Below are 23,534 nucleotides of genomic sequence, written 5' to 3'. Positions count from 1 at the left end.
GCCTCCTTCATCATTTCTTATTCATGCAAACATTGCTACTTCATTTGGAAATTGCTCACCTACCAAGATGCATATTTATTTTGTAAGAGGGAAGGTATAATAAAGCGCTTTCAATTGAGGGTTTACTTGCTTGAGGTGTTTGTTTCATTATCCATATGATAAGAAGCGCCTAAGCGCTTCTCTACCAAATGGACTGCATATTCCATACTTCCATAGTTTTAACAACGAGCTCTCCATCTCCCCAGAGCTCTAGCCCCAAGGCGTCCTTACGGCTCGGATAGACTCGGGTCGTCAAACTTTTCAAACCATTGGCATAGGCTTCGACCATTGAGCGATCCAAATAGATGTGAAGCTTCAGATTCTCCCCTAGCAGATCCAGCTTACCACCCTGAACTCCACTGCACTTTTCTCCCGGATGTTGTGTCGTTTTTGTCCGATCCACCAAGAGTTTAGCTTCATTCAAATCATAATACAACAGAGTTTCCTCTTCTCCATCCGGTGTACACCGGACCTTGATTCCGAGTTGTGTGGCACCACCCGGTTCCAGTTCCACTTGAATTTCAAGCATGTCACCTTGAACATCCCTTAGCAATACATTAGCCTCAGTCAATGACTTGTCATGGAACGATAGCTGCTTAGCACCGCGCAGGGATTGAAGTTCCTGAATCGGCTCGATTCCCAGCCGTCCGTCACCCCTTAAATATACGCTTAGCGGCAAGCCGCCGTTATGAGCCCAACCCGATTGATATTCGAGCTCGGACGTCCGGTCTCCTTGGGCAATTGTAAATATGATCTTTCTGCCAGTCTTTGGATCCACCATTCCGCTTGGGCCGGTAAAATGGAAATCACCGACGTCAATCAGTTCCGGCTCCTCTTGATCTGGTATGAACGAAAGATTGTGTTTATCAAGTCGTCCTATCCAATAGAATACTTCGACATCAGCCCCTTTTCCCACGGGACTGACTAGCAGTAGATGCTTGTTCTCACCCTGGTTGTCGATGCCAAGCGGAAGAAGTACAGGAAGCTCCCAGATAGGTCCAAGATAGGGGAATTTCTGAATATCCGCTTGATAAAATGGTCCTTTGTACGTCCAATTCAGCATATCCTGTGACTCAAATGCTAATGCTGCTCCACCTTCGCCTTCAATCCCCGATCCAACTAGAGCATACCAGCCGTCATCGTCCTTCCATACGAACGGATCGCGGAAATCCCCGAATGCGCCCATTCCCTTCTCCTGTACGATGAGCGGTTCCGGATGTTTGACCCATTGAACCAAATCCGGGTCTCCATTCTCGGAATAAGTGCTCCGGGCAAGTGCCACGCTCTGATTCGGCGAAACACTGTCATTACCCGCCGTAAAGAACAAGACAGGCAGACCGTCTGCATCATAAGTTGCGCTTCCCGACCAGATCCCGTCAGGTGCAAGCTGGTCCTTTTCAGGTGCCAAGGCCACGGGAAGATCACGCCAATGCACTAGATCCTTACTTACCCAATGTCCCCAATGGATCTGATAAAAGAACGGCCCTAACGGGTTATGCTGATAGAACAAATGATATTGCCCGTCAAAATAGATCGGCGCATGAGGTTCGTTCATCCAATGAGCGGGGGGGCTGACATGATACTGCGGTCTATGCCGATCCAGCAACAGAGGTGTCCGATCCAGCTTGATCTCATCATATTGCACTTGAGGCTTAACGCCTCCATGTGCGGATTCCAGCACATGCTGATATGAAGCGGCAACTTCCTCTGCACTTAAGGCCCGGTTATACATCTTCAGTTCATCGATGATACCGCTATACATCTGGAGGTTGAATACTTCCCCCACAGGCTGCTGTGATTATTCTTGCCAATGAGCAGATCCGTGCCCACTGCCTCGGCAAGCCGTGAACCGCAAGGCACGGCAGACGAAGCAATTTCACAGCCGTTCAAGTACAGCTTGAGTTCGCCTTGATTCCCATCGAATACACAGTTTACGTAAGACCATTCATTCTTTGGAAGCTCGTAGCCATTCGGTGACCAAATTCCCTTCCAGCCCCCTTCTTCGAGCCCAACTTGGAAGGACCAGCTGCCGTGTCGGAACATGCCAAGCAGATAACCCTGCTTGCGCTCCATATTGTGGCGGTTTACAATGGCAGCCAACTTACCTTCATAGCCCCAATCATAAAAGCGTGGTGCTACCCACACTCCTATAGTTAGTGCTGATCGAAATTCCGGAGCGTTGTTCGTGTCTCCCTTATTGACCTGATGGGCAATAGCAGTTGAGTAACCGTCAAACAGAAGACCGCTTCCCGTTACTCCCTGTCTCCATTGCGGACCAGACCGTTCGGTAAACTCCGCTTGATTAAATACGTACTGAATATCATCCCGGACTTGGGATACACTCTCCAGAGCGTTTGCTCCGGTTCCTTCATCAAAATCCCAATGCATCATTAATCCTCGGTCATCCGTTGTATGGCTCATGCATCATTCCTCCCTGCAGTCTGCTCTGTTGTACAGGCTGGAATATGAATAGATTTAAGAGTATAGATCTGAAGCGAATCCAGTACAACCTGCCCTGATTGCGTGCTTATCCCAACTTCCTCAATCGGAGCGTCAGGGAAAATTTGATCCGTCAGTACAACTAGGCCATTATCCGCATACACTTCAACCGCATTGCGGTCCAGCCAGATATGCAGCTTGATCTTTCCATTCACCGCAACCATTCCAGCACCGTGCTTGGTAGCAAACGATGGGTGAAAATCCGTCACACCCGATTTGGAACGGTCAATGAATAGCCATTGGTGTTCAGGGTCATATCCAATAACAATCTCGCTCTGCCCAGAGGATTTCAATCCAATATGAACCTCTTCACCGGACCGAACATCGATATCTGCTTCAATCTCCAGCAGGTCTTCGTTCATCTTCTGCATAAAGGGGGTCTCTGGCGTAACAGCAACGTCATTCCAGCTCATTGATTCTTTACGCAGCTGTTCTATTTCTCGGACAGGCATTTGAGTCAAAATCACTCCACCATTTCTGTTAGTCAGTGACAAGGCACGAGGTAGAGTCATGGCACCTCTCCACGAACCCGTAGGTGTCTCATTGGCATACTTCCAGTTACTCATCCACCCGATGATCACACGGCGTCCGTCTTGCTCAGGTATATCCGACCAGCTCACTCCCGCATAGTTGTCTCTACCATAATCCAGCCACATGATATGGTCGGCCGGATTGTCATTAATGAAAGTATTTCCGTCGAACTCTCCAATAAAATATTGCGTACGTGATCCTTCCGGACAGTTGGGATTATCCCCGATGCTTATGATCAGTACCCATTTAGAACGCCCGGTCTCATCAATCGGCAATTCAAACAGATCAGGGCATTCCCAAACTCCGTCATGCGAACCCTCTCCTTTACCGAATTCACCAGTTAACGACCATTCACGCAGATTTTTGGACCGGTAAAACCGGGTATGGTCACCCGCAACAATAACCATAATCCAATTCTCGCTTTGTGGATGCCAGAATACCTTCGGGTCCCGGAAGTCAAGCAGCTCATCCTCAGCGAGGACAGGATTCCCCTCATATTTGTGCCAGGTGTGTCCTGCATCACGACTGTAAGCCAAACTCTGCCGCTGGCGTGGCTGTCCAGACTCTGGACATGTATCCGCATGGGTAAAGAGCGCGATCAATCCATGGGAACCTTCGAACAATCCGCTGCTATTGTTCCAGTCCACCACACAACAACCGGAGAATATGGCTCCATGTTCATCAGGGAACAGAGCGATCGGCATATGCTTCCAATGAACCAGATCCTTACTTACTGCATGACCCCAGTGCATCGGTCCCCATTTATTGCTGTAAGGATGGTACTGATAGAATAGATGATAGCTTCCCTCGTAAAATACTAATCCGTTCGGATCATTCAACCAATGGGATGGAGGTGAAAAATGAAACCCCGGTCTGAAACGCTCATCATTGTTCTGTTTATTGGACTCTATCATTTGGTTAATCTCATATGTTGTGGGCATAGATCCAAGAGCCCCCTTTCGTGTTGTTACTAACGCCCCGCCGGCATTAGCAAAAGTCAGCATGCTAACGATTTGCTGGCTGGTCAGATCATTCAAAGAACTTCCCGTTTCCAGGATCTTATACAACAAGCATCCCAGAAAAGCATCCCCGGCTCCGGTCGTGTCGATGGTCTTCACTTGAAACCCCGGAACATATCCATCCTGACCAGCCAGACGGTAGTAGCAGCCTTTTTCTGCTAAAGTAACGACGATCAACACGATACTGAATTGTTGTTGCAACTCTAGTGATCCCTGCTCCACATCACTGGTACCTGTAATAAAGAAAAGCTCTTCTTCTGATATTTTCAAAATATCTACATACTTCATACCCCAGAGAATATTCTGCTTTGCTGCCTCCTTGCTCTCCCATAACGCAAACCGTATATTGGGATCGAATGAGAGCAACACTCCTGCTTCCTTTGCCTTAAGAACTGCCGTCTTTGTTGCCGTACGAGCCGGTTCATGGGTCATGGACAACGAGCCAAAATGTAGAGCCTGGCAAGTTTCAATCCGATCGAGTGGGACATCCTTTGAGTGTAAGAGGGTATCCGCTCCCGGCTTTCGAAAGAAACTGAAGGACCTGTCTCCTTTGTCATCTAGATGAACAAATGCCAACGTTGTACTCGCTTCATTGGTAAAAGAAACGTCAGACACATCAACACCACTGCTAAGTAGTGTGTTATGCAGTAATGTACCGAATTGGTCCTCCCCAATCTTGCTAATCAATGCTGAGCTGGCTCCTAATCGAGCTAACGCAGCTGCTACATTAGCCGGAGCTCCTCCGGGATTGCATTCAAATTGCTCGTTTCCCCCAGCTGTGCGACCCGCTGGAGTAAAGTCTATCAATACTTCCCCGATAGCAATAACATCAAGCACAGTTTCTCTCCACCTATCATCTAGTTATTTATTTTTTCAGATTTGCATTATAACGATCCAGTCCAGTTTGATAAATCTCCATTATTTCGTTTAAGCCCATCTTTTCCAGTGTCTTCACATAGTTGTCCCATTGTTCATCTGCGCCGCCATCAACAATAAACTTCCCTCTTTGGGTGTTAACATATTTAATGAGTTCTGGCTCAATCTTATTGATTTTGTCTAATTCCTCTGGCTCAAAGAAGATACTTGGATAGTTTTCCTTTTCCATGTATGCATTGTAATATTCTTCTAAATCCTCAGCGCGCTGTTGGGCCCGTGGCTCCATATCTACAACTTTCCCGAAGTCCTCAAAAGTAATGACGCCAGGTCCGCCTGAACCTGGAGCAACCTTTTGACGGAACTCACCTGCAGAAGTTCCCTCAGGAAGCGGTAAGTTCACCAATTTCCCATTTTCGTCTTTCTCATATACGATGTCCAGTGGACCCCAATGGATTTGAGCGGCCATGTAAGGTTCATACTGCTCATCGATCCAACGCATTGTGATATCTGGGTTAGTATTTTCTTTTGTAATTACAAAGGCCCCACGTCCCGGACCACCACCATTGGAACGTCCAATCGTTTGATCTCCATTTGGTCCTTTCAGCGGAGACAATAGAGCATAATCCTTACCGCGCTCAGTCCCGACAACCTCTTCGACTTCCCACCAGATATAAGATCCCAGCGTCTCATCAGTCGTTTTGCCTTTGGCCAGATACTGTGCTGCGTCCTGCGTGAAGGATTCTGGATCAATTAGTCCCTGCTTATACCATTTTTCATGGAAATAATTCAAGGCTTCCTTATATTCAGGTTGAATAGCGGTAAAAATAACCTTTCCATCGCGAACTACTCGATGCTCCAGGTTATCCGGAAGTCCAAATGCTCCGAAAATTCCTGCAATATCCATACACCATTGCATGTGCATAAAGCTTAATGGGATTTCATCTTGCTTACCATTGCCATTCGGATCCTGCGTTTTAAAGGCAAGTAGTGCTTCCGTGTATTCATCCAGTGTTTCTGGCATTTTCAGACCAAGCTTATCAAGCCAGCTTTTATTGATGACGTGAAAGAAGGGGTTGGTTCCAAGATTATTATCTTCCCAAGACGGTAGCCCATAGATGTGTCCATCAGGCGCCGTAATCGATGATTTGATGTCAGGTCGACGTTCGAGAAGCGCTTTCAAGTTAGGAGCATATTGATCAATTAAATCCTCCAGTGGGATAATGGTTCCGTCTTTACCGTAATTGATTAACTCGTAATCGGTAAATCCAGCTCCGTAAAATGCATCCGGTAAATCTCCGCTAGCGAGTAACAAGTTTTTCTTTTCTACATAATCGGTGTCAGGGATATTCTCCCAGTTGATCTCCACATTAGTATCCTTTTCCAGCCGTTTGAAGATTTCCATTTCCGAGTACTCGGGAGCCAATGCAGCTTTCGGAGATACCATTGTTAATGACACTGCTTCGTTAACAATCGGAAGACCGGTTTTGTTGAAATTTGCCTCTTGATCTGGGCTATTTGCCTGATTTGTTGACCCGTTACCATTTCCCGAACAACCGCTAAGCACAAACGTTCCAGCTAACACAACAATCCCTGCATTTTTGAATACTGATTTCATTGTACATAACCTCCCTTTTATTCATCGCAAGCTAAAAGTCATACATTGCCTTTCCCCGTATTATCTGAATACTGCTGCACATCCCCCCTTTCAAGCTCCATGTCAATATCAACCCTTGATCGAGCCGATCATCACGCCTTTAACAAAATACTTCTGAAGGAAAGGATACAAAATCAACAGTGGCAGACTGGATACCATGATGACACCGTATTTGATCAGTTCTGTAACGCGCATTTTCGCAGCGTAGGATTCCACATCGATCATCATGCCGGAGTTGACCTGATTCTGTACAAGAATGTTGCGAAGCACCAATTGTAGCGGATACTTGCTTTCATCGTTCAGATAGATCAAAGCGTCGAAGAAACCATTCCAAAAGCCGACAACATGATATAGCACCATTACAGCCAGGATGGACTTGGACAAAGGCAGGACGATGCTCCAGAAGAATCTGGTGTTGGAACATCCATCAATAGATGCCGCTTCCCACATTTCGTCCGGTATAGACGATTGAAAAAATGTTCTTACGATAATGACATTGAATACACCGCCTGCTCCAGGAATAACAAGCGCCCAGATCGTATTCAGCATATGGAGATCCTTAATCAGCAAATAGGTTGGGATCAGCCCCCCACTAAAAAACATCGTAACTAGCAAAAACCACATAATTGCAGATTTACCTACCAAATTTCTACGAGCTAACGGGTAAGCAGCAAAAACAGTCACGGCTACTCCAATTAATGTTCCCAGAGTCGCGTATAAAATCGAATTGGCATATCCTATCCATATGGATGAATCACCAAAAATCCGCTCATAACCATCCAACGTGAAGCCTTTCGGAAACAACCAGACCTCACCTGAGTAGATATAATTAGGATCACTGAATGATGCAATCAGTACAAAGTACAACGGGAATAATACGAGCAGCATAATTATGGTCAACAGAATATAGTTGATGATGTCAAACCATGCGTCTCCTCTGCTCTTTCTTTTCAATAATTGATTCAAAATGAACTCCTCCTTACCACAGACTGGTTTCTGTCATCTTTTTAGCGATTCGGTTGACGGTGAAAATCAGGATAACATTGATAAATGAATTAAACAGACCGACTGCCGTAGAAAAGCTGTATTGAGCCTTCTGAATCCCCATTTCGTACACATAGGTCGGAATAATATTAGAGGTCGCATAATTCAAATCACTTTGCATAAGAAACGCCTTTTCGAACCCGATGCTCATAATGTTGCCGAGTGCGAGAATCAGCAAGATAACGATCGTCGGCAAAATACTTGGAATATCCACATACCATACACGCTTCCATTTGCTCGCTCCATCCACCGTTGCAGCTTCATGAAGTTCAGGATTGACCCCGGCAAGAGCAGCGAGGTAAATAATGGTGGCGAATCCTGTTTCTTGCCAAATTCCTGATAATATATACAAAGGACGGAACCAACCTTCATCGGCCATAAACAGAATGGGATCTCCTCCGAACAAGGTGATAACATGATTCACAATTCCACTGTTTGGAGACAAAAATATATTAAGCATTCCGACAAGTACAACGGTAGATATAAAGTGCGGTGCATAAATCACTGTCTGCACAAATTTCTTGTATTTCTTACCCAGCATCTGATTCAACATAATTGCGATGATGATTGGAGCCGGGAAACCAAACAACAACGAAAGAAAACTGAGTGAAAGCGTGTTCGTAATGATTGGCCAGAAGTTATAGGAATTAAAAAAATCTATGAAATGCTGGAATCCTACCCATTCACTTCCCCAGATCCCCTGACTTGGTGAAAAATCCTTAAAAGCAATTTGCACCCCATACATCGGATAATACCTAAATACAAGATAAAGAATTATGATCGGCAGCAAAAACAGATACAGTTCATAGTCACGTTTGACTCGACTCCATCTTTTTTGATTTGGTTTGATCATGGAATGATCCGCCCCGTTAGTTCTTGATTTCACTCTTATACTCCCTTTCATGTAAAAGTAATTAACCATTTTGAAACGTTTCCAATTTAATATAAGAAAAACACCAGTTGATAGATTTATACCATGAATCAACCGAATGAACTGATGTTTTTCAATGTATAACAGTCGTTATAAAGCGTTCTTAACTCCAAGTTGAAACGTTTCCAATTCAGAAGAGAAAAACGAAAGATGGTAAATCCATACCCATGAGCTGATGGTTTTCTGATCCACAAGGGATCATGTAGTTTCACCTTGTCTGAATAGAACAGGAATACGATATACTTGCTTATCTAAGGTTATGCCTTCGATCTTGTTAAAGAGTAGTCTGATTGTCATGCGTGCCATCTCTTCCACTGGCTGCCTGATCGTTGATAATATAGGATGAAAATAGGGATTATCCTGAATGCCGTCATAACCGATGACCTTTACATCCTCTGGAACACGAATGCCCTGCCTTCGTGCTCTATCTATATAGTTGGCGGCTAACATATCAGTAATAGCAAATATGCCATCCACATCGCCATGCTCATTTAGGAACTCGTTAAAAAAGGCATTATCATCCTCAATGGGGTCCGGCTTCTCGTAGATTACATAATCGACCCCCATAGTTTGTGCCTCATGAATGAATCCTTTTCTCCGATTCATAGTTTCACTGAAAACGGAAGTAACGCTTCCTATAAAAGCTGGTTTCCGAGCTCCTGCTTTTACAAGTTCCCTTAAAGCTAGCCGTCCTCCCTCATAATTATCCGAAGTCACGCAGGTGATTGTCTTGTTAAAGTGTCTGTCGATACTTACCATCGGAATGTCGTTGCTTATATTATTCTCAATATCATTGTAAGTTATGCCAACAATACCTGCCACTTTGTTTTGCCGAAGCATATCCAGATAATATAGTTCCTTTTCGGGTTTGCCGCCGCTATTGCATAGCATAAGCTTAAAGTCTTCCCGTTCCAATTCATCCTCAATGTAATAAGCCAATTCAGAAAAGAAAGGATTCCAAATGCTTGGAAGCAACAAAGCTACCATCTTAGATTTCTGCATCTTGAAATTTCGTGCAACTTCATTAGGGAAATAATTCAGTTCTTGTATGGCTTCCTCCACTTTTCTGCGTGTATTGGGTTTTACAGCACCAGAGTTGTTAATGACTCTGGACACGGTTCCCACAGCGACGCCAGCTAAGTTAGCTACATCTTTAATGCTTGTCATCTAGCACCTCCGAGATCTCTTACAAAATCTATAATAACACCAAATTGGAAACGTTTCAATATCTAATTTGGAAACGTTTCAATATCTAAAATTCAAAGGTTATTGTTTAATAATTCAACTTTCGCAGCTTACATCATTAAACAAACCCATGATATAGCTGGGCAAACTAGCGATCCAATCATGTAGATGACAAAAAACAGACATTTTGTTCTTTTTTATCTTGGCTTGAGCCATTTCAAGAAATAAAACCATGAATTGTTGAAGTGCGGTCTGGAAGTCCAAATAGCGGCTGAATACAATTGTAGTGTAGCTAATCAGTCGTTTATTCCTGCTTCGTACAAAAACTAGTTTAACGGGAAATTAAAAATTATTACTAGAATTGCATATTCCCCTACCTGTTTACACAGTACTCGAATAGAAATACACTTCCGCTAACAATTTATTCATACAATATATGAGATATTAAAAATAGGGAGTGATCATCACTTGAAACAAAAAGGGAAAAAAGTTCTATCATTATTATTAGCATCCCAAATGCTTATTACCGGAGTATTCACTGGGGGCGTAGCCCAGGCGGCGGATGCGACCATCACAGGAACGCCTTATAACGCTACTGGCAACTACGATGTTACTGCACCTCATATTATCATTAATCAGGTTTATGGTGGCGGGACAAAAACGGCTCCAGATACTTATTCCACTAATGGGTTCATAGAGTTATACAATCCGACGGATCGTGATGTAAATCTATCAGGCTGGTCATTACATTACGCATATGCATCAAAAGATGGAATATCCCAACCTTGGGTACAATTAAATCTCACCGGTACAATCAAAGCGTATTCTTCCTATCTGATTATTGGTAAAGCAACTGGAGCAAGTAATCCAATGGTTGACTTGACTGCTACATACGATCAGAAGTTGATTGATGCGAACAATGAAGAAGTTTTCATTAATAACAAAGGCTTAAAGGTTGTGCTAACCAGCAACATGGACTCATTGAATACTACTAATCCTTTCAATCCCCTGGCTAATGGTTATGTGGACATGCTGGGCACTGCTGGGAATGATGATGGAAATCTAATTGACGGCTATGAGATTGATTTCCCTGTAGGAAGCGGTGGGAATTCTAAGAAAATCGGACTTCGCCGTGTTCATTTCAATGACACGGATAACAATAAAGTAGATTTTCAACCGGTTGACTATTCAGCTGCATCGCTGAATGGCAAAGGACCTCGTTACAGCGGTGACGGTGAGTGGGGTCAAACGCTTGGCATCACTACTACTTCTCTTCCCGATGCTTATGTTGATTCAACCTACTCCGTAACGGTGGCTGTGTATGCCGGTAAGCTACCTTACACTTTTGCTGCAACTGGACTGCCTAATGGTCTAAATATTGACGCTTTGAACGGTAGCATTACAGGAGTACCAACTACGGAAGAGACAACGTCGGTAAACATTACGGTAACCGACAGCACCTACATTCCAGCAGTCGTTAATACAACGCTGACACTCAACGTACGTAAGGCGCAAATTAGCGATAAACTGAGTGTAGAGAAGATCAGCCAATATACGGTTGGAGAATCCAATGCCGATGGCGGCGTGGCTGAAATCGTTAAGTACAATAAAGACAATGGCAAGATGTATCTGGTTAATGGTGCCAGCAATCCACCCAGTGTAGATATTGTAGCTCTCACGAACAGTGCAACACTCACGAAGGAAAAGTCTATCCTCGTTAAAGAGCTATCAGAAGTTGATGGTTTCGTCTACGGGGATCTGACTAGTGTAGACATTAACACTGCGACCAAACGTGTTGCGATAAGCATACAAGAAGCTGATCATATGAAGAATGGTAAGATTCTTGTACTCGATTATGAAGGAAATTTACTGAAGACGTATGAGACTGGTGTGCAACCAGATATGGTCTTATTCACTTCCGATGGTAAGTATTTACTGACAGCAGACGAAGCTGAGCCGCGGAACGGCATTGATGACCCTGAAGGTAGTGTGACGATCGTTGATACTACAACAGACGTCTCAACGAAAGTAAAATTCGATAATGAGGCAGTGATTGACGATAGCGTTCATATTCGTGGAGCATCAGATCCGACGACTGGAATAATTACTAGCAGCGGCACCAAAGCTGATGCTATCTTCGACCTAGAACCGGAATATATTACATTTAACGATGACCAATCGAAAGCATATGTCGCGCTACAAGAAAATAATGCAATTGCAGTTGTGAACATTGTGAGCAAGAAGGTGGATTCCGTCAAAGGGCTTGGTTACAAGGATTATAACGATCCTAAGAACAGCATTGATTTGGTGAAGGATGCAAGTATTAATCTGGAAAACGTTCCTTTCTTCGGGATGTATATGCCAGATGGTATCGCAAGCTATAACTATAATGGAACTCAATACCTATTCACTGCCAATGAGGGAGATGCCACAGAGTGGCCTGCTGACTCAGATACTCCAACAAGAATCAGTGCAACAGAAATTGGAGCTATCAAGGGTGGATTAAACCCTAGCTCACCAGCAGCCATTTTCCTAAATAATGCAACCGTTAATGGAAAAACCCCTTACGATAAAGTCGAAGTCGTAAGCGACATGGGAAATGAAGGAATTTATATGTACGGTGGGCGTTCTTTCTCTATCTGGAACGCAAGCACCATGAATCAGGTCTTCGACAGTGGTAATGATTTCGAGACGATTACCTCACAACGTTTACCGGATTATTTCAATACAAACCACAGCAAGGTAGCCATAGATGACAGAAGTGCCAAAAAAGGACCTGAACCGGAATACGTTACGGTTGGTCAAGTTGGGAATAAGGTATTCGCCTTCGTAGGACTAGAACGAATCGGCGGTGTCATGACCTACGATGTGACGGATCCAAGCCAACCGGTGTTCGCTAATTATTTCAATCCGCGTGACTTTACCAAAGGTTTAGAAACGGACACCGGACCGGAAGGCCTGGAATTCATCCCAGCAAGTAGCAGTCCAACTGGATTGCCACTACTGTTAGTAGCGAATGAAGTTAGCGGAACAATCGCTGTTCTGCAATTGAACGTAACGAAGGTAACGTTGGATAAATCTGTACTAGAGCTACAACCAAATGGTCCTTCCGCACAGCTTAATGCTACTGTAACATCAGTAGGCGGTGGTGCTGATACAGTAACCTGGACAACTTCTAACAATACAATTGCAACTGTCGATGGCAATGGATTTGTTACACCAGGTGCGGTAGAAGGCACAGCAGTTATTACGGCGATTAGCGCGGATGGCTACGGTGTAGCAGAAGCAGATGTGACGGTTAGCCATTCGTGGAACCTAACTGTGATGCATACGAATGATACCCATGCTCACTTGGCTGATGTGGCTAGACGTGCAACACTGACCAAGCAAGTACGTAATGAAGTTGCTAACAGCCTCTTACTTGATGCCGGTGACGTATTCTCGGGAGATCTATATTTTACCAAGTGGGCAGGTCAAGCAGATCTTGAATTTATGAATTATCTTGGCTACGACGCCATGACATTTGGGAATCATGAATTTGATTCTGGAACTAAGATTCTCGCGGATTTCGTCAGCAAAGCAAAATTCCCATTGCTCACCTCCAATGTCGATTTCAGTGCTGATGCTAATATCAGCCCATTGCTGAAGGTAGCGAAAACAATCAAAACAAGCGAGACTAAGACAACTAATAATGCAGGTGTATATCCATATATTATTCTAGATGTGAACGGACATAAGGTTGGTGTATTCGGCTTAACAACTGAAGATACATTCGAGACCTCCAGCCCCGGTAAGAATGTTCAATTTAATGATGCAGCCACCTCTGCTATGGCTACGGTGGCTAATATCAAAGCGCAAGACGTAAATGTGATCATCGCATTGTCCCACTTAGGTTATAACCGGGACAAACAATTAGCCAAGACCGTTGAAGGTATCGATCTAATCGTCGGTGGTCATACCCATACGAAGCTTGATACGCCAGAAATCTTAACAGATGCACATGATGCACCAACGGTCATCGTACAAGCGAACGAATGGAGTAAATTCCTCGGTCGTGTTAATCTGGCATTTGATGAACATGGTGTTGTCTTAGCAGATCAACTTACTGGTAGTCTGATTCCTGTAGACAGCACAGTTCCAGAAGATGAGATTGCTAAAGGCATGTTAGCTCCCTACAATGAAGCTCTTGAAGAACTTAAACAGCAAGTGATAGGACGAACAACTGTTGTACTCAATGGTGCACGCAATGATGTCCGTTCCAAAGAAACGAACCTCGGTAATTTCATTGCTGATGCCATGCTGTATAAAGCCAATCTTATCAAGAACGCCGATATTGCCCTTATGAACGGCGGGGGTATTCGTGGCCCAATCGATCTTGGAGAGATTACTATGGGTGAGCTCCGTACAGTAATGCCTTATGGAAATACACTGTATCTACTTGATGTTACAGGTCAAGAGATTATTGCTGGGCTAGAAAATGGGATTAGCGGCGCTAAGCTGACAGACCTTCCAGGTAAATTCCCACAGGTAGCAGGTATGAAATTCAAATGGGATCCTAACCAAGCAGCAGGGAGCAAGGTTTACAATGTCGAGATTAAAACTGACTCAGGCTATAAACCTCTTGATCTGACCAAATCTTATCGTATGGCTACCAACAGTTTCGTCGCTCTTGGTGGTGACGGTTATACATCATTCGCTCAAGCGATTGCTAATGGAGCATATCATGAAGATCTTGGTTATCCAGACTATGAGACCTTCATGGAATACCTCACATCACTCGGAGGTACGATTGCACCAGTCGTCGAAGGCCGTATCACCGAACGTGCGAAGACAACAGGTTCAAGCGATGATGATGCTAACACTCCATCCGCAGATACGAACAATGGTGGCGCTAATATTCCAACATCGAATGTTCAGCCGCAAGCTGCAGTAATTGGAACTCTCTCCAAAGATGCACTGCAGGTAACGCAAGGATCGAATGCGGCTGGTCAAACTGTTAATCAAGTAACGGTTAAATCAGAAGATCTGCAAGCATCTCTTACAAAGGCTTTATCTGTAGCTGGAGCAAATAATCATGTAGAATTCATTATTGATATGCAACATTTAAGTGGCGCAACGGAAATTACACTTCCAGCCAAAGCATTGAATATCGGAAACCATAAGGCTAGCCAAGTGACGATCCAGATTCAAACTGGGGATGCTAGCTATTCATTGCCATTGCATATTCTTAATCTTTCTAACAGTGATTCATCGAGTAATATAAGTGTTCGTGTATCTATAACCCCTGTAAGTAATGCATCTCTTGAGGCATTGAAGATCAAGGCAAATTCCATCGGTGCACAATTAACAAGTGGTACTGCACTGGAATTCAAAGTGTCTCTTGTGACAGGGAATCAAGTGCAAGAGTTGAACAATTTCGGTACTACCTATGTATCGCGGACCATCCATGTACCTGCCTCGACAGATCTAACGAATGCAACAGCAGTCATGTTAGATATTACAGGTGAGCTCATATTCGTACCTAATGTCATAACCAGCTTGAATGGTATGCAAGCGATCGAGGTGAAACGTCCGGGAAATAGTGTCTATACTGTGATACAGTACAAGAAGAGTTTCACAGACCTGGATGGACACTGGGCCAAGAAGGAGATTGAAGCAATAGCATCCAAATTGATCGTCAATGGTGTTAACGACAATCAGTTCGCTCCAAGTAAAGATATTACAAGAGCTGAATTCACCGCTCTGCTCACACGCAGTATGGGGTTGACAACCAGTACAGGTATAACCACATTCAACGATGTTGCAGCTAATTCATGGTATGCTAGTACAATTGAAGCTGCAACTCAATTGGGTCTTGTTCAAGGCGTTGCACCCGACAGGTTTGCACCGAATGCAACAATCACCAGAGCAGAGATGGCAGTCATGATTGCCCGTGCTATTGAAATCGTGAATCCAACTGCTGTATCGAACACAAATGCTTCATTGAACAAATTCTCAGATAACTCCTCCATCCCACAATGGGCATCCGCACAAGTAGCGCTACTTGTGGAAGAAGGCATTCTACAGGGCAATGAGAAGAATATTTTCGCCCCTTCAAACAAAGCAACACGCGCTGAAGCTGCATTAATCTTGCAACGGATGTTAAAAAATATTAACTTCTCAAATTAATATCTACTATTTCAAACAGTCAACAAGGGTGGGGATGCGTAATAGCATCCCCACCCTTCCTCATTTACCTCTCACTGCATAACATCATTTAACGTCGATATCCGCAGTGAATCCCAGTTTATTGGTGCATTCTCCAGATGTCCGATTTTCACTGTCAACGTCGCACCTGGTAGCAGATCGCAATAATTATCACTGAACGTTACCATGTCTTGCGCCAATTCCAATCGAACACATCGCGCAAAGCGATCAGAACGGATCTTCACTTCACCTTGCTTCTCATCTACCTCTACTTCGAGCTTCACTGGTAGTAAATGGACATGCTTTTGTTCGATCAAGTGGTAATAGTTGTCCCCAGCTTTGCTTTGCTTCGACCGAAGTACAACAACAACATCATTAGCCTGTCGGCCGTTCAGTACTTCCTGCTCTTTCAATTTCCCTATCTGATTCGCTGCATTAGCTCCAACGTTCACTATAAAGTCATGTGTATAAATGATATTTCCATCAAAATCATATACTACTAGCTCGATAACATCTTCATAAGGCACTAGCAGATCATTAACTGCCCAAATCTTTAAATCCTGTCCGGGGTCATGATCCAAAGTCAGCAATACATTTGCAAAGAATTTCTTCGAGTAGAAATAAGCTGCTTTCGGAATTAAATCGTAATCAATGACTGCCCAGCTCGTACCTGGCCAACAATCATTTAACTGCCAATAAATCGCACCACTGGTCACAGGTTTGTTACGTCGATAATGTTCAATTCCATATTTCAACCCTTCTGCCTGTGTGAGCATAGAGAACATCATATATTGTTCAATATCCGTTGGTATACCCGTATATCCATCCATGAGCAGGATGCCTTTTGGTCGATGGAAATCTTTATTACGATATTCCATCTCATCACTACCCCAATAGAATTGACCCTCGGGAATATGACGCTCTAGTGTATAACGGCTGGCTGAGGCATGCATACCGAATTCACTAATAAACAATCCCTTATCATTTTTGAAATGTTTGAAACTTACCCCTGAGGCACTATAATCCGTGATCGTTCTCTCGCCAAATTGGCGCGGATACACATTGCCATGCCATACCTGCCAATTATGCCGATCACCCACACTATCGTCATTATGGTCGTTACCGCCAAACGGGGAACTCGGCCAATATAGCCGCGTAGGATCAAGCTCCTTTAGAACCTTGGGCATTAATTCGTGAAATATCTTCTCACCGTAAAAAGGTGTTTGCTCGATGCTACCATCCACATATTTAAACTCATAACACCAGTCGATTTCGTTGTTTCCACACCAAATTGCCATACAGCTATAGTTACGCAGGCGTTTTACCACTGCTTCAATTTCTTCCTTCACATTGCGCATGAAGTTTTTGTTGAAATCGGGATAAAGTGCACAAGCGAACATAAAATCTTGCCATACGAGTAAACCTTGTCGATCACATTCCTCATAGAACACATCTTTTTCATAGATACCGCCGCCCCAGACACGAAGCATGTTTAGATTGGATTCACGTGATAATGAAATCAAGTGACGATACCTTGCATCAGGTGATGCACCAAAAAAGCTGTGAACAGGAATCCAATTCGCACCCTTTGAGAACGTCTCCACACCATTTAATACAAAGGTAAAGCGATTATTGCCCAATGCATCTTTTTGCATTACTTCAATCGTTCGAATTCCGAAATCCCTTGCATAAACATCTAGAATTTCATTCCCCATCCAGAGTTCTACTTCAAGCTTATACAAATGAGGCGTACCGAGATCATGAGTCCACCACAATGTCGGGTTCTCTACTTCGAGCGTTAGTTTCACCTGTTCGCTAACAACGCTTTTACGTTCTTCAAGAACATCTTCACCATCAGACAAGCGGATGACAACTTCTAAATCATCTTCTCCCTTGAACGCTTCAACCTTCACATTAATATCTACTTTTGCTGTTGTTTCACTTATCTCAGCAGTTCGTGCAAACACATCATCCAATTTCGCAATTTTCATCCGCTCTAACCGGACAGGTTGCCAAATACCTACCGCTACTAGACGCGGGCCCCAATCCCAGCCAAAATGCATCTGTGCTTTACGAACCCATATGCGCTCTTTTGAATAACTGGAATAAAAACTTGGATTCGGCTTTTTCTCAGCAATATGCTTAGATAGAGGATCAAATTTGACAGCGATTACATTTTTACCATCAAGAAGCTCACGGGTAACATCAAAAGTGTGACTGATAAACATATTCTCCGTATTACCGATTTCAATACCGTTCAGAAAAATAGTTGCAAAGGTATCGAGTCCATCGAACGTCAACTCGCATCTTTCGCTGTCCCCCACGCCTTTGTCCCACTTGAAAACGGTTCGATACCACCATACCTTTTCTTCGATCCACTGACATTTGATATCGTTATGTCCAATAAAAGGATCATCGATCAAATTCTTGGCAATCAATGTGGAATGAACATCACCTGGTACCTGCGTGGAAATCCAAAAGTGATCAATATAATCTGGATGAGCAATCTCTAGATCTCGAAATTCCCCTTCATCAAACCATTTCAACTTCCAATCTGTATCTAGTAGCATCCCTTTTCCTCCATTTTAAAATAGCCCACGACTAATTCATGCAAGCAGAATCGACCATGGGCTACATTCTATTCAGTATATTTTCAGAACAACTTCGGTAGTTTGTCTAGAGTTATCGCGTAATCATGGTGGTACGCTTTATGTAACTCCTCTTTTGAATTCCACTCTTCTGAAGAGCCAAATTCATTAGACCAGGTCATATACCAAGTCCAAGGAATTCTTGTCTCAGCTAGTTGCGATACACTAGGAATGACACCTATTTCTCCAAGAGCTACAATTTTATTCGTTGGAGTAATTTGAACAAGCTCATCAAATTCCTTTTTCAAATCTGTATGATTATGCTTCTCTGGATACAAATCTCTGGAGATTACGTCTGTTACGTCATCACCTACATATCCCTCTACCAACGGTGAATTCCAAACCCAGATCAAATTATTTAATTTGTGCACATTCGTGTATCTATCATACATAATTCTGTAAAGTTGTTTAGCAGCTTCTGGCCCCTTTGCGCCCCACCAAAACCATGTTCCTTCGGACTCATGAAAAGGACGCCATAAGATTGGAATATTTTTATCACTGAATTCTTGTAAAATGCCAGCCATAACATCCATATCTGCTATTAATGCTTTGTATTCATCAGTACCCTCAATAACTGCTTGGGTTGCATCAAAGGTGGTGTGCTCCGCATAGAACGATTTATCCTTACCATAAAGAGGCGAGAACCAGTGCCAAGTAAGTGTAAGTAATCCCTTTTTGTTCAGAACCCAATCCCAGGCATTAGCAAGTGTATTCTTATTTTCTTCTACTTCTAATAAGCAGGCTTCATTAGCGTCCTCATAGTTAATGTTTGGTGAATATGCAAGGAGTTCAAATCCACAAAGGGCAGGAAGCTTTCCTGTTACTTCTTCAATGTAGCGAAGTTCCTTTTGCACGGTTGTTTGTGTGTGTTGCCCAGTGATAATACCCTTTCCTGAAATACTACTGAGATACTTCATTACTGCTTTTACCTCTTCAGAGGCGTTAGGGTTGCATGGTGTTGAATTTTTTACAATATCCATTATGATGTCTCCCTTTTATTCATTTTTGGTCATCTGAGCCAACTTGTTAAATAAATCGCCCCATCAAACCATTTTGTTATAAGATGTTATCACTTCTGTTAGCATTCCTGTTATATATGTTAGATTAATCCGTCTTCTCCTTTAAGTCAATAAATAATCGTGATTAATATTTCCATCCTTTAAAAACTTCCATGCACTACGCGGGCGATGCGACCCCAAGAGTGAGAAGGAGATCACTATCATTTCATCTCTGAAGACGAAAGTTAGTCTACAGATCAAGATTCCTTCGCCCACCTTTAATCAAAAAAGCAGGTCAAGGATAACAACCTTAACCTGCTCTTTGGTATGCAACAATCTCTCATTAGGTCCCTAAATAATCCTCCAACGCTCGCTCTGCTCGATATACAGATAGATTGAACGAAGCCCAATCCCGATCTTTCTCAGATAAGATTTTCCATTGTTCCGTTAGATGCTCATCCATGATTGAATGCTCCTCTTGGCTAAAATTAATAATTGTTGGGATCGCATCTGTAGATAAACTATGCAAGTATTCTTCATCAAGCACTCCACTCTCTTGGTAGCGCACTATATTATTCTCAGCAATGATATGATCCATCCCCATGTAATTAAGGATCACATAAGAAACGATACCGAACACAATATAGAATTTAGCCAATGGAAGGGTCTTAAAATGAATGCGTAGCCCAGCAATGATCAATAATACGGCTAGAAAGATCATAAACGCGTGAACAAGAAAACGAATATACGTATATCCGTAGGCTTGTTCATATAGAACGAGTCGGATAAAGGCGGAATACAGCATGACACAAGAACATGTAACTAATATATATAGCATAATATTGTTTATTCTCTGTAATAGATTACGCTCTGTCTTACTAAATATAATCGTACCCATTAATAGAGCAAAATTGATTGTCGTTACTGCGATCAGTTCGAAGAACCCGCTTCTTGCATAATCTGCATAAGAAGATCCACTCGTTAACATCCCTTCCCCTGCACCAAACAAATAGGAGAATTGCACAATAACAAACAACACATAAACGATATTGATGGCAACTAATACTGTAGCTGTGACTATAGGGTCTAATTCGAGCTTAAATGGGTCAGATCTATACTGGACAGTATGCACGGTCGCCCGATCTATATGTTGATCCGAAGCCCGATTTAGCAATGGATCGGAAGCTTCGTTATGTCCCCATTCAAATTTTTTAGAGTCAATAAATCCCCATAGATATCCGAACAATAGAACACATACTACGCATAACCAGATAAATCTGAAGATCCCCTCCCCGAATGAGAAATGACTAAGGAATCCAGGTATTCCGGAAAGTAGTTGGTCGAATGCACCATCTGCTGAAGTTAATAATGAGATAACAATGATCATTAATGGCATCGCAATAACTATACCCATCAGCACTTTACCTATAGTAGCTTTGCGACGTTCTCCCATTGTACTTCCTGCTGAAGTCTTCACTAATCTAAATGCAGTAGGTACATGACGTAGACTTTGTACAATAAGATGGTCTAATCCGTCTACAATCATCTGCGGCTTAAACCATGCTGGTCTCTTAGTACTAAATGTATACGTCATATGTAAGAAGAATAATGAAGGAACTACAATGAAGTTGAGCCCACGAAAGAATGGATTATGAAATAATACGTACGTTAACGATAACAGCAGAATAGCTCCAAATAACGTCCACCCGAATAATGTCGGCTTCGTCCTTTGATCCTTTGCATTATAGAACATATACAAGTATAGAAGTCCAACAAATATCGGATATGATACCCCTAGAGCCTGGTCATAGAAAAGGTATTGGTGAGCAATCGCTAGAACAAATGCCCCCATAAGCGCAACAAGTGGCCGCCCTAATCTGGTTATAAGCTTATTCATCATCATGAATACCCCCTACTTCTTACTTGAATCAATTTCATAATTACGCAAATCTATTTATAGCGATTATGAAATTGATTCTTTATAAACCTAATTGTAGATGATAAAATAAGAAGATAAATAGAAACAATAATTATAAAACTTCCTATTTTAGGAGTGGATCATATTTATGAAGCTACATAACCAATTCTTGCGTCTGCATTCCCATTATGGAGGATCTGAAGATATTCAAGTCACCTTAGATGAGTTAGCAAGCACACTTCAATGCACTCACCGAAATGCATCTACAATCATTCGTAAAATGTCCGAACACGGTTGGGTTCTTTGGCAATCCCAGCGTGGACGCGGGAATCGATCTACTTTGCAATTCCTAATTGATCCCGAGGAAATCGCTGCTCAATCGATGATGCAGGCGATCAACCGCCAAGATCTCCGACATGCCATTGAACAAATCAGAGTCCATGCTAGGTCATCCACGATGCAAGATCGACTGCAAGAGTGGTTACTCACTTACTTCGGACACCATGCCGAGATTAAGAGTGAGAAACAGATCGATACCCTTCGTCTACCTATTCGTCAGCAGCTTCATACCGTTGACCCTTTATACATGAATCTTTTGGCTGAATCCTTTGTTTCTAGCCATATATTTGATGGTCTCGTTCGAAGATCAAATAATACACATGAGATTCTTCCGAATATTGCGCATGCTTGGGAGGTCGATTCCAGTCGCTGTCAATGGACATTCTACCTACGTAAAGAAGTCCTATTCCATCATGGCACTTTGATGACTGCTCAAGATGTGGTATTTACATTTGAGCGATTAATAGAGACATCGCAACGGATGTTATATAGCTTTATTATCAAACAAATCCAATCTGTAAGAGCTATCAATCCAACTACAGTGAGCATTACGTTAAAAGAACCTCATGAGCTATTCTTATTCTTCTTATGTACAAGTCGTGCAACTATTGTCCCGCAGGGTTTAGATCAATTGGGGGAGCATGGATTCGGTGTTAGGCCGATCGGGACAGGACCTTTTAAAGTTACGGAATTCAATGATAGTGTGTGCGTATTGGAGGTATTTCCACATTATTTCCAAGGAAGAGCACATTTAGATCGCGTGGAGATTATCCAAATCCCTTGGAGTATGGGGAAAGAATCCTCCGATCAGATAGAACCGATATCCCCTTTTCACATTATTCATAATCACGCATCAGGCGCCGAATCATCTTGGAGCCAGATTCATTCGGGAGCTTCAGTAAGGAAATTCATTACTTGTAACACCAAAAAAGAGGGACCCCTAAACGATCCTAACCTCAGAGCTCATATGCTATCCTGTCTACGTGGTGAACCTATTCATCTTGCTCAAGGAGTCATAGATCCACAACCTGTTCATCTGCAAATTGCCACGATTCCGCAATATCGCCAAGATGCTCATGTTATAGCTGAGAGCCTAGCCAACTTCGGTTATGTGTGCAAAGTTGTATCTACTTCGGTCGAGGAGTTCAAAGGCTCCATTCGTTTGGAATCTGATCTGATTGTCTTCTCTTTAATCCGTGATCAGGATGAGCAACTTCGCCTATTCGACCTCTATTTAACGATGACGGATCATGTTGAACCACATACTCGGGTAGATATCGAAACAACACTCCATCAAGTATCACGCGAATCAGAGCCACAAGTTCGTACCCAATTATTCCAATCGATTGAGAATCGCCTCATTCAAGAACATCAATTGCATATATTATATGAAAAACCAGTTCAGACCGCTTATCTCCCTACCGTTCGCGGAGTGACTTTTAATAGTCAAGGTTGGGTCGATCTAAGACATATTTGGTTCCCGCCGATTTAAGACCATGATTTCACGATCCATCAGCCAAGCTTATATCTCATCATTTCATATTCTCTTAACCGTTGGTTAATCCCCCTCAATTAAACTCTTGCTACAATAATTTTAAAATGGAACTTTTAGCGTATGCTTCCGATGCTAGTTTTTTTCGAGGCATATTCTTAGATGTAGCGCTCAA

12 protein-coding genes and 1 pseudogene are annotated in these 23,534 nt (G+C 43.0%); 2 read left to right on the top strand and 11 right to left on the bottom strand.

Translation table 11 applies throughout. From position 1 onward, the window contains the following. Positions 1-181: 181 nt before the first annotated feature. The 8 genes and pseudogenes from LPB68_RS13095 to LPB68_RS23945 all read right to left on the bottom strand — a co-directional run. The gene (locus LPB68_RS13095) at positions 182-1,771 is read right to left on the bottom strand and encodes a glycoside hydrolase family 32 protein (RefSeq protein WP_232510304.1); all 1,590 of its coding nucleotides are present in this window, start codon (positions 1,769-1,771) and stop codon (positions 182-184) included. Between the two features lie 2 nt (positions 1,772-1,773). Beyond that, positions 1,774-2,460 carry a LamG domain-containing protein gene (locus tag LPB68_RS23430; RefSeq protein ID WP_237087892.1) on the bottom strand — a complete coding sequence of 229 codons (687 nt, stop codon included), beginning with the start codon at positions 2,458-2,460 and terminating at the stop codon, positions 1,774-1,776. Beyond that, a complete protein-coding gene (locus LPB68_RS22335) occupies positions 2,457-4,925 on the bottom strand; it encodes a PfkB family carbohydrate kinase (RefSeq protein ID WP_082865799.1) in 2,469 nt (822 codons plus the stop codon). The genes LPB68_RS23430 and LPB68_RS22335 overlap by 4 nt, the downstream gene beginning before the upstream one ends. A 28-nt stretch (positions 4,926-4,953) precedes the next feature. Next, complete coding sequence (locus LPB68_RS13085) at positions 4,954-6,579, bottom strand: ABC transporter substrate-binding protein (protein WP_068660498.1); 1,626 nt, start codon at positions 6,577-6,579, stop codon at positions 4,954-4,956. Between the two features lie 108 nt (positions 6,580-6,687). Then, positions 6,688-7,584: a carbohydrate ABC transporter permease gene (locus tag LPB68_RS13080; RefSeq protein WP_068660500.1), complete on the bottom strand. Its 897-nt coding sequence runs from the start codon at positions 7,582-7,584 to the stop codon at positions 6,688-6,690. A 13-nt stretch (positions 7,585-7,597) separates the two neighbouring features. Beyond that, entirely contained in the window at positions 7,598-8,515 is a 918-nt protein-coding gene (locus LPB68_RS13075; RefSeq protein ID WP_418303835.1) for an ABC transporter permease, read from the bottom strand. Between the two features lie 276 nt (positions 8,516-8,791). Further along, a complete protein-coding gene (locus tag LPB68_RS13070) occupies positions 8,792-9,760 on the bottom strand; it encodes a LacI family DNA-binding transcriptional regulator (RefSeq protein WP_068660501.1) in 969 nt (322 codons plus the stop codon). Positions 9,761-9,874: 114 nt separating this feature from the next. Then, positions 9,875-10,078: pseudogene (locus LPB68_RS23945) on the bottom strand (IS4 family transposase); the annotation flags it as partial. A 168-nt stretch (positions 10,079-10,246) separates the two neighbouring features. Here LPB68_RS23945 and LPB68_RS13065 point away from each other — a divergent pair. Next, positions 10,247-15,946: a choice-of-anchor I family protein gene (locus LPB68_RS13065; protein WP_082865801.1), complete on the top strand. Its 5,700-nt coding sequence runs from the start codon at positions 10,247-10,249 to the stop codon at positions 15,944-15,946. Between the two features lie 71 nt (positions 15,947-16,017). On the opposite strand, the gene LPB68_RS13060 is transcribed toward LPB68_RS13065, so the two are convergent. The 3 genes from LPB68_RS13060 to LPB68_RS13050 all read right to left on the bottom strand — a co-directional run bounded on the left by LPB68_RS13060 (position 16,018) and on the right by LPB68_RS13050 (position 21,513). Further along, the gene (locus LPB68_RS13060) at positions 16,018-18,534 is read right to left on the bottom strand and encodes a beta-mannosidase (RefSeq protein ID WP_068660503.1); all 2,517 of its coding nucleotides are present in this window, start codon (positions 18,532-18,534) and stop codon (positions 16,018-16,020) included. 83 nt (positions 18,535-18,617) lie between these two features. Further along, positions 18,618-19,592 (bottom strand): glycosyl hydrolase, encoded by a 975-nt coding sequence (locus LPB68_RS13055; protein WP_068660505.1) that lies wholly within the window; start codon positions 19,590-19,592, stop codon positions 18,618-18,620. A gap of 361 nt (positions 19,593-19,953) precedes the next feature. Further along, on the bottom strand, positions 19,954-21,513 hold the full coding sequence (locus tag LPB68_RS13050) for a DUF4153 domain-containing protein (protein ID WP_232510287.1): 1,560 nt from the start codon (positions 21,511-21,513) through the stop codon (positions 19,954-19,956). Positions 21,514-21,676: 163 nt separating this feature from the next. On the opposite strand from LPB68_RS13050, the gene LPB68_RS13045 reads away from it, so the two are divergent. Then, the gene (locus LPB68_RS13045) at positions 21,677-23,359 is read left to right on the top strand and encodes an ABC transporter substrate-binding protein (RefSeq protein ID WP_068660508.1); all 1,683 of its coding nucleotides are present in this window, start codon (positions 21,677-21,679) and stop codon (positions 23,357-23,359) included. Positions 23,360-23,534: the final 175 nt, after the last annotated feature.

The sequence above is a fragment of the Paenibacillus crassostreae genome (assembly GCF_001857945.1).
GTDB lineage: Bacteria > Bacillota > Bacilli > Paenibacillales > Paenibacillaceae > Paenibacillus_AQ > Paenibacillus_AQ crassostreae.
This window is presented reverse-complemented; position numbering and strand designations above follow the sequence as displayed.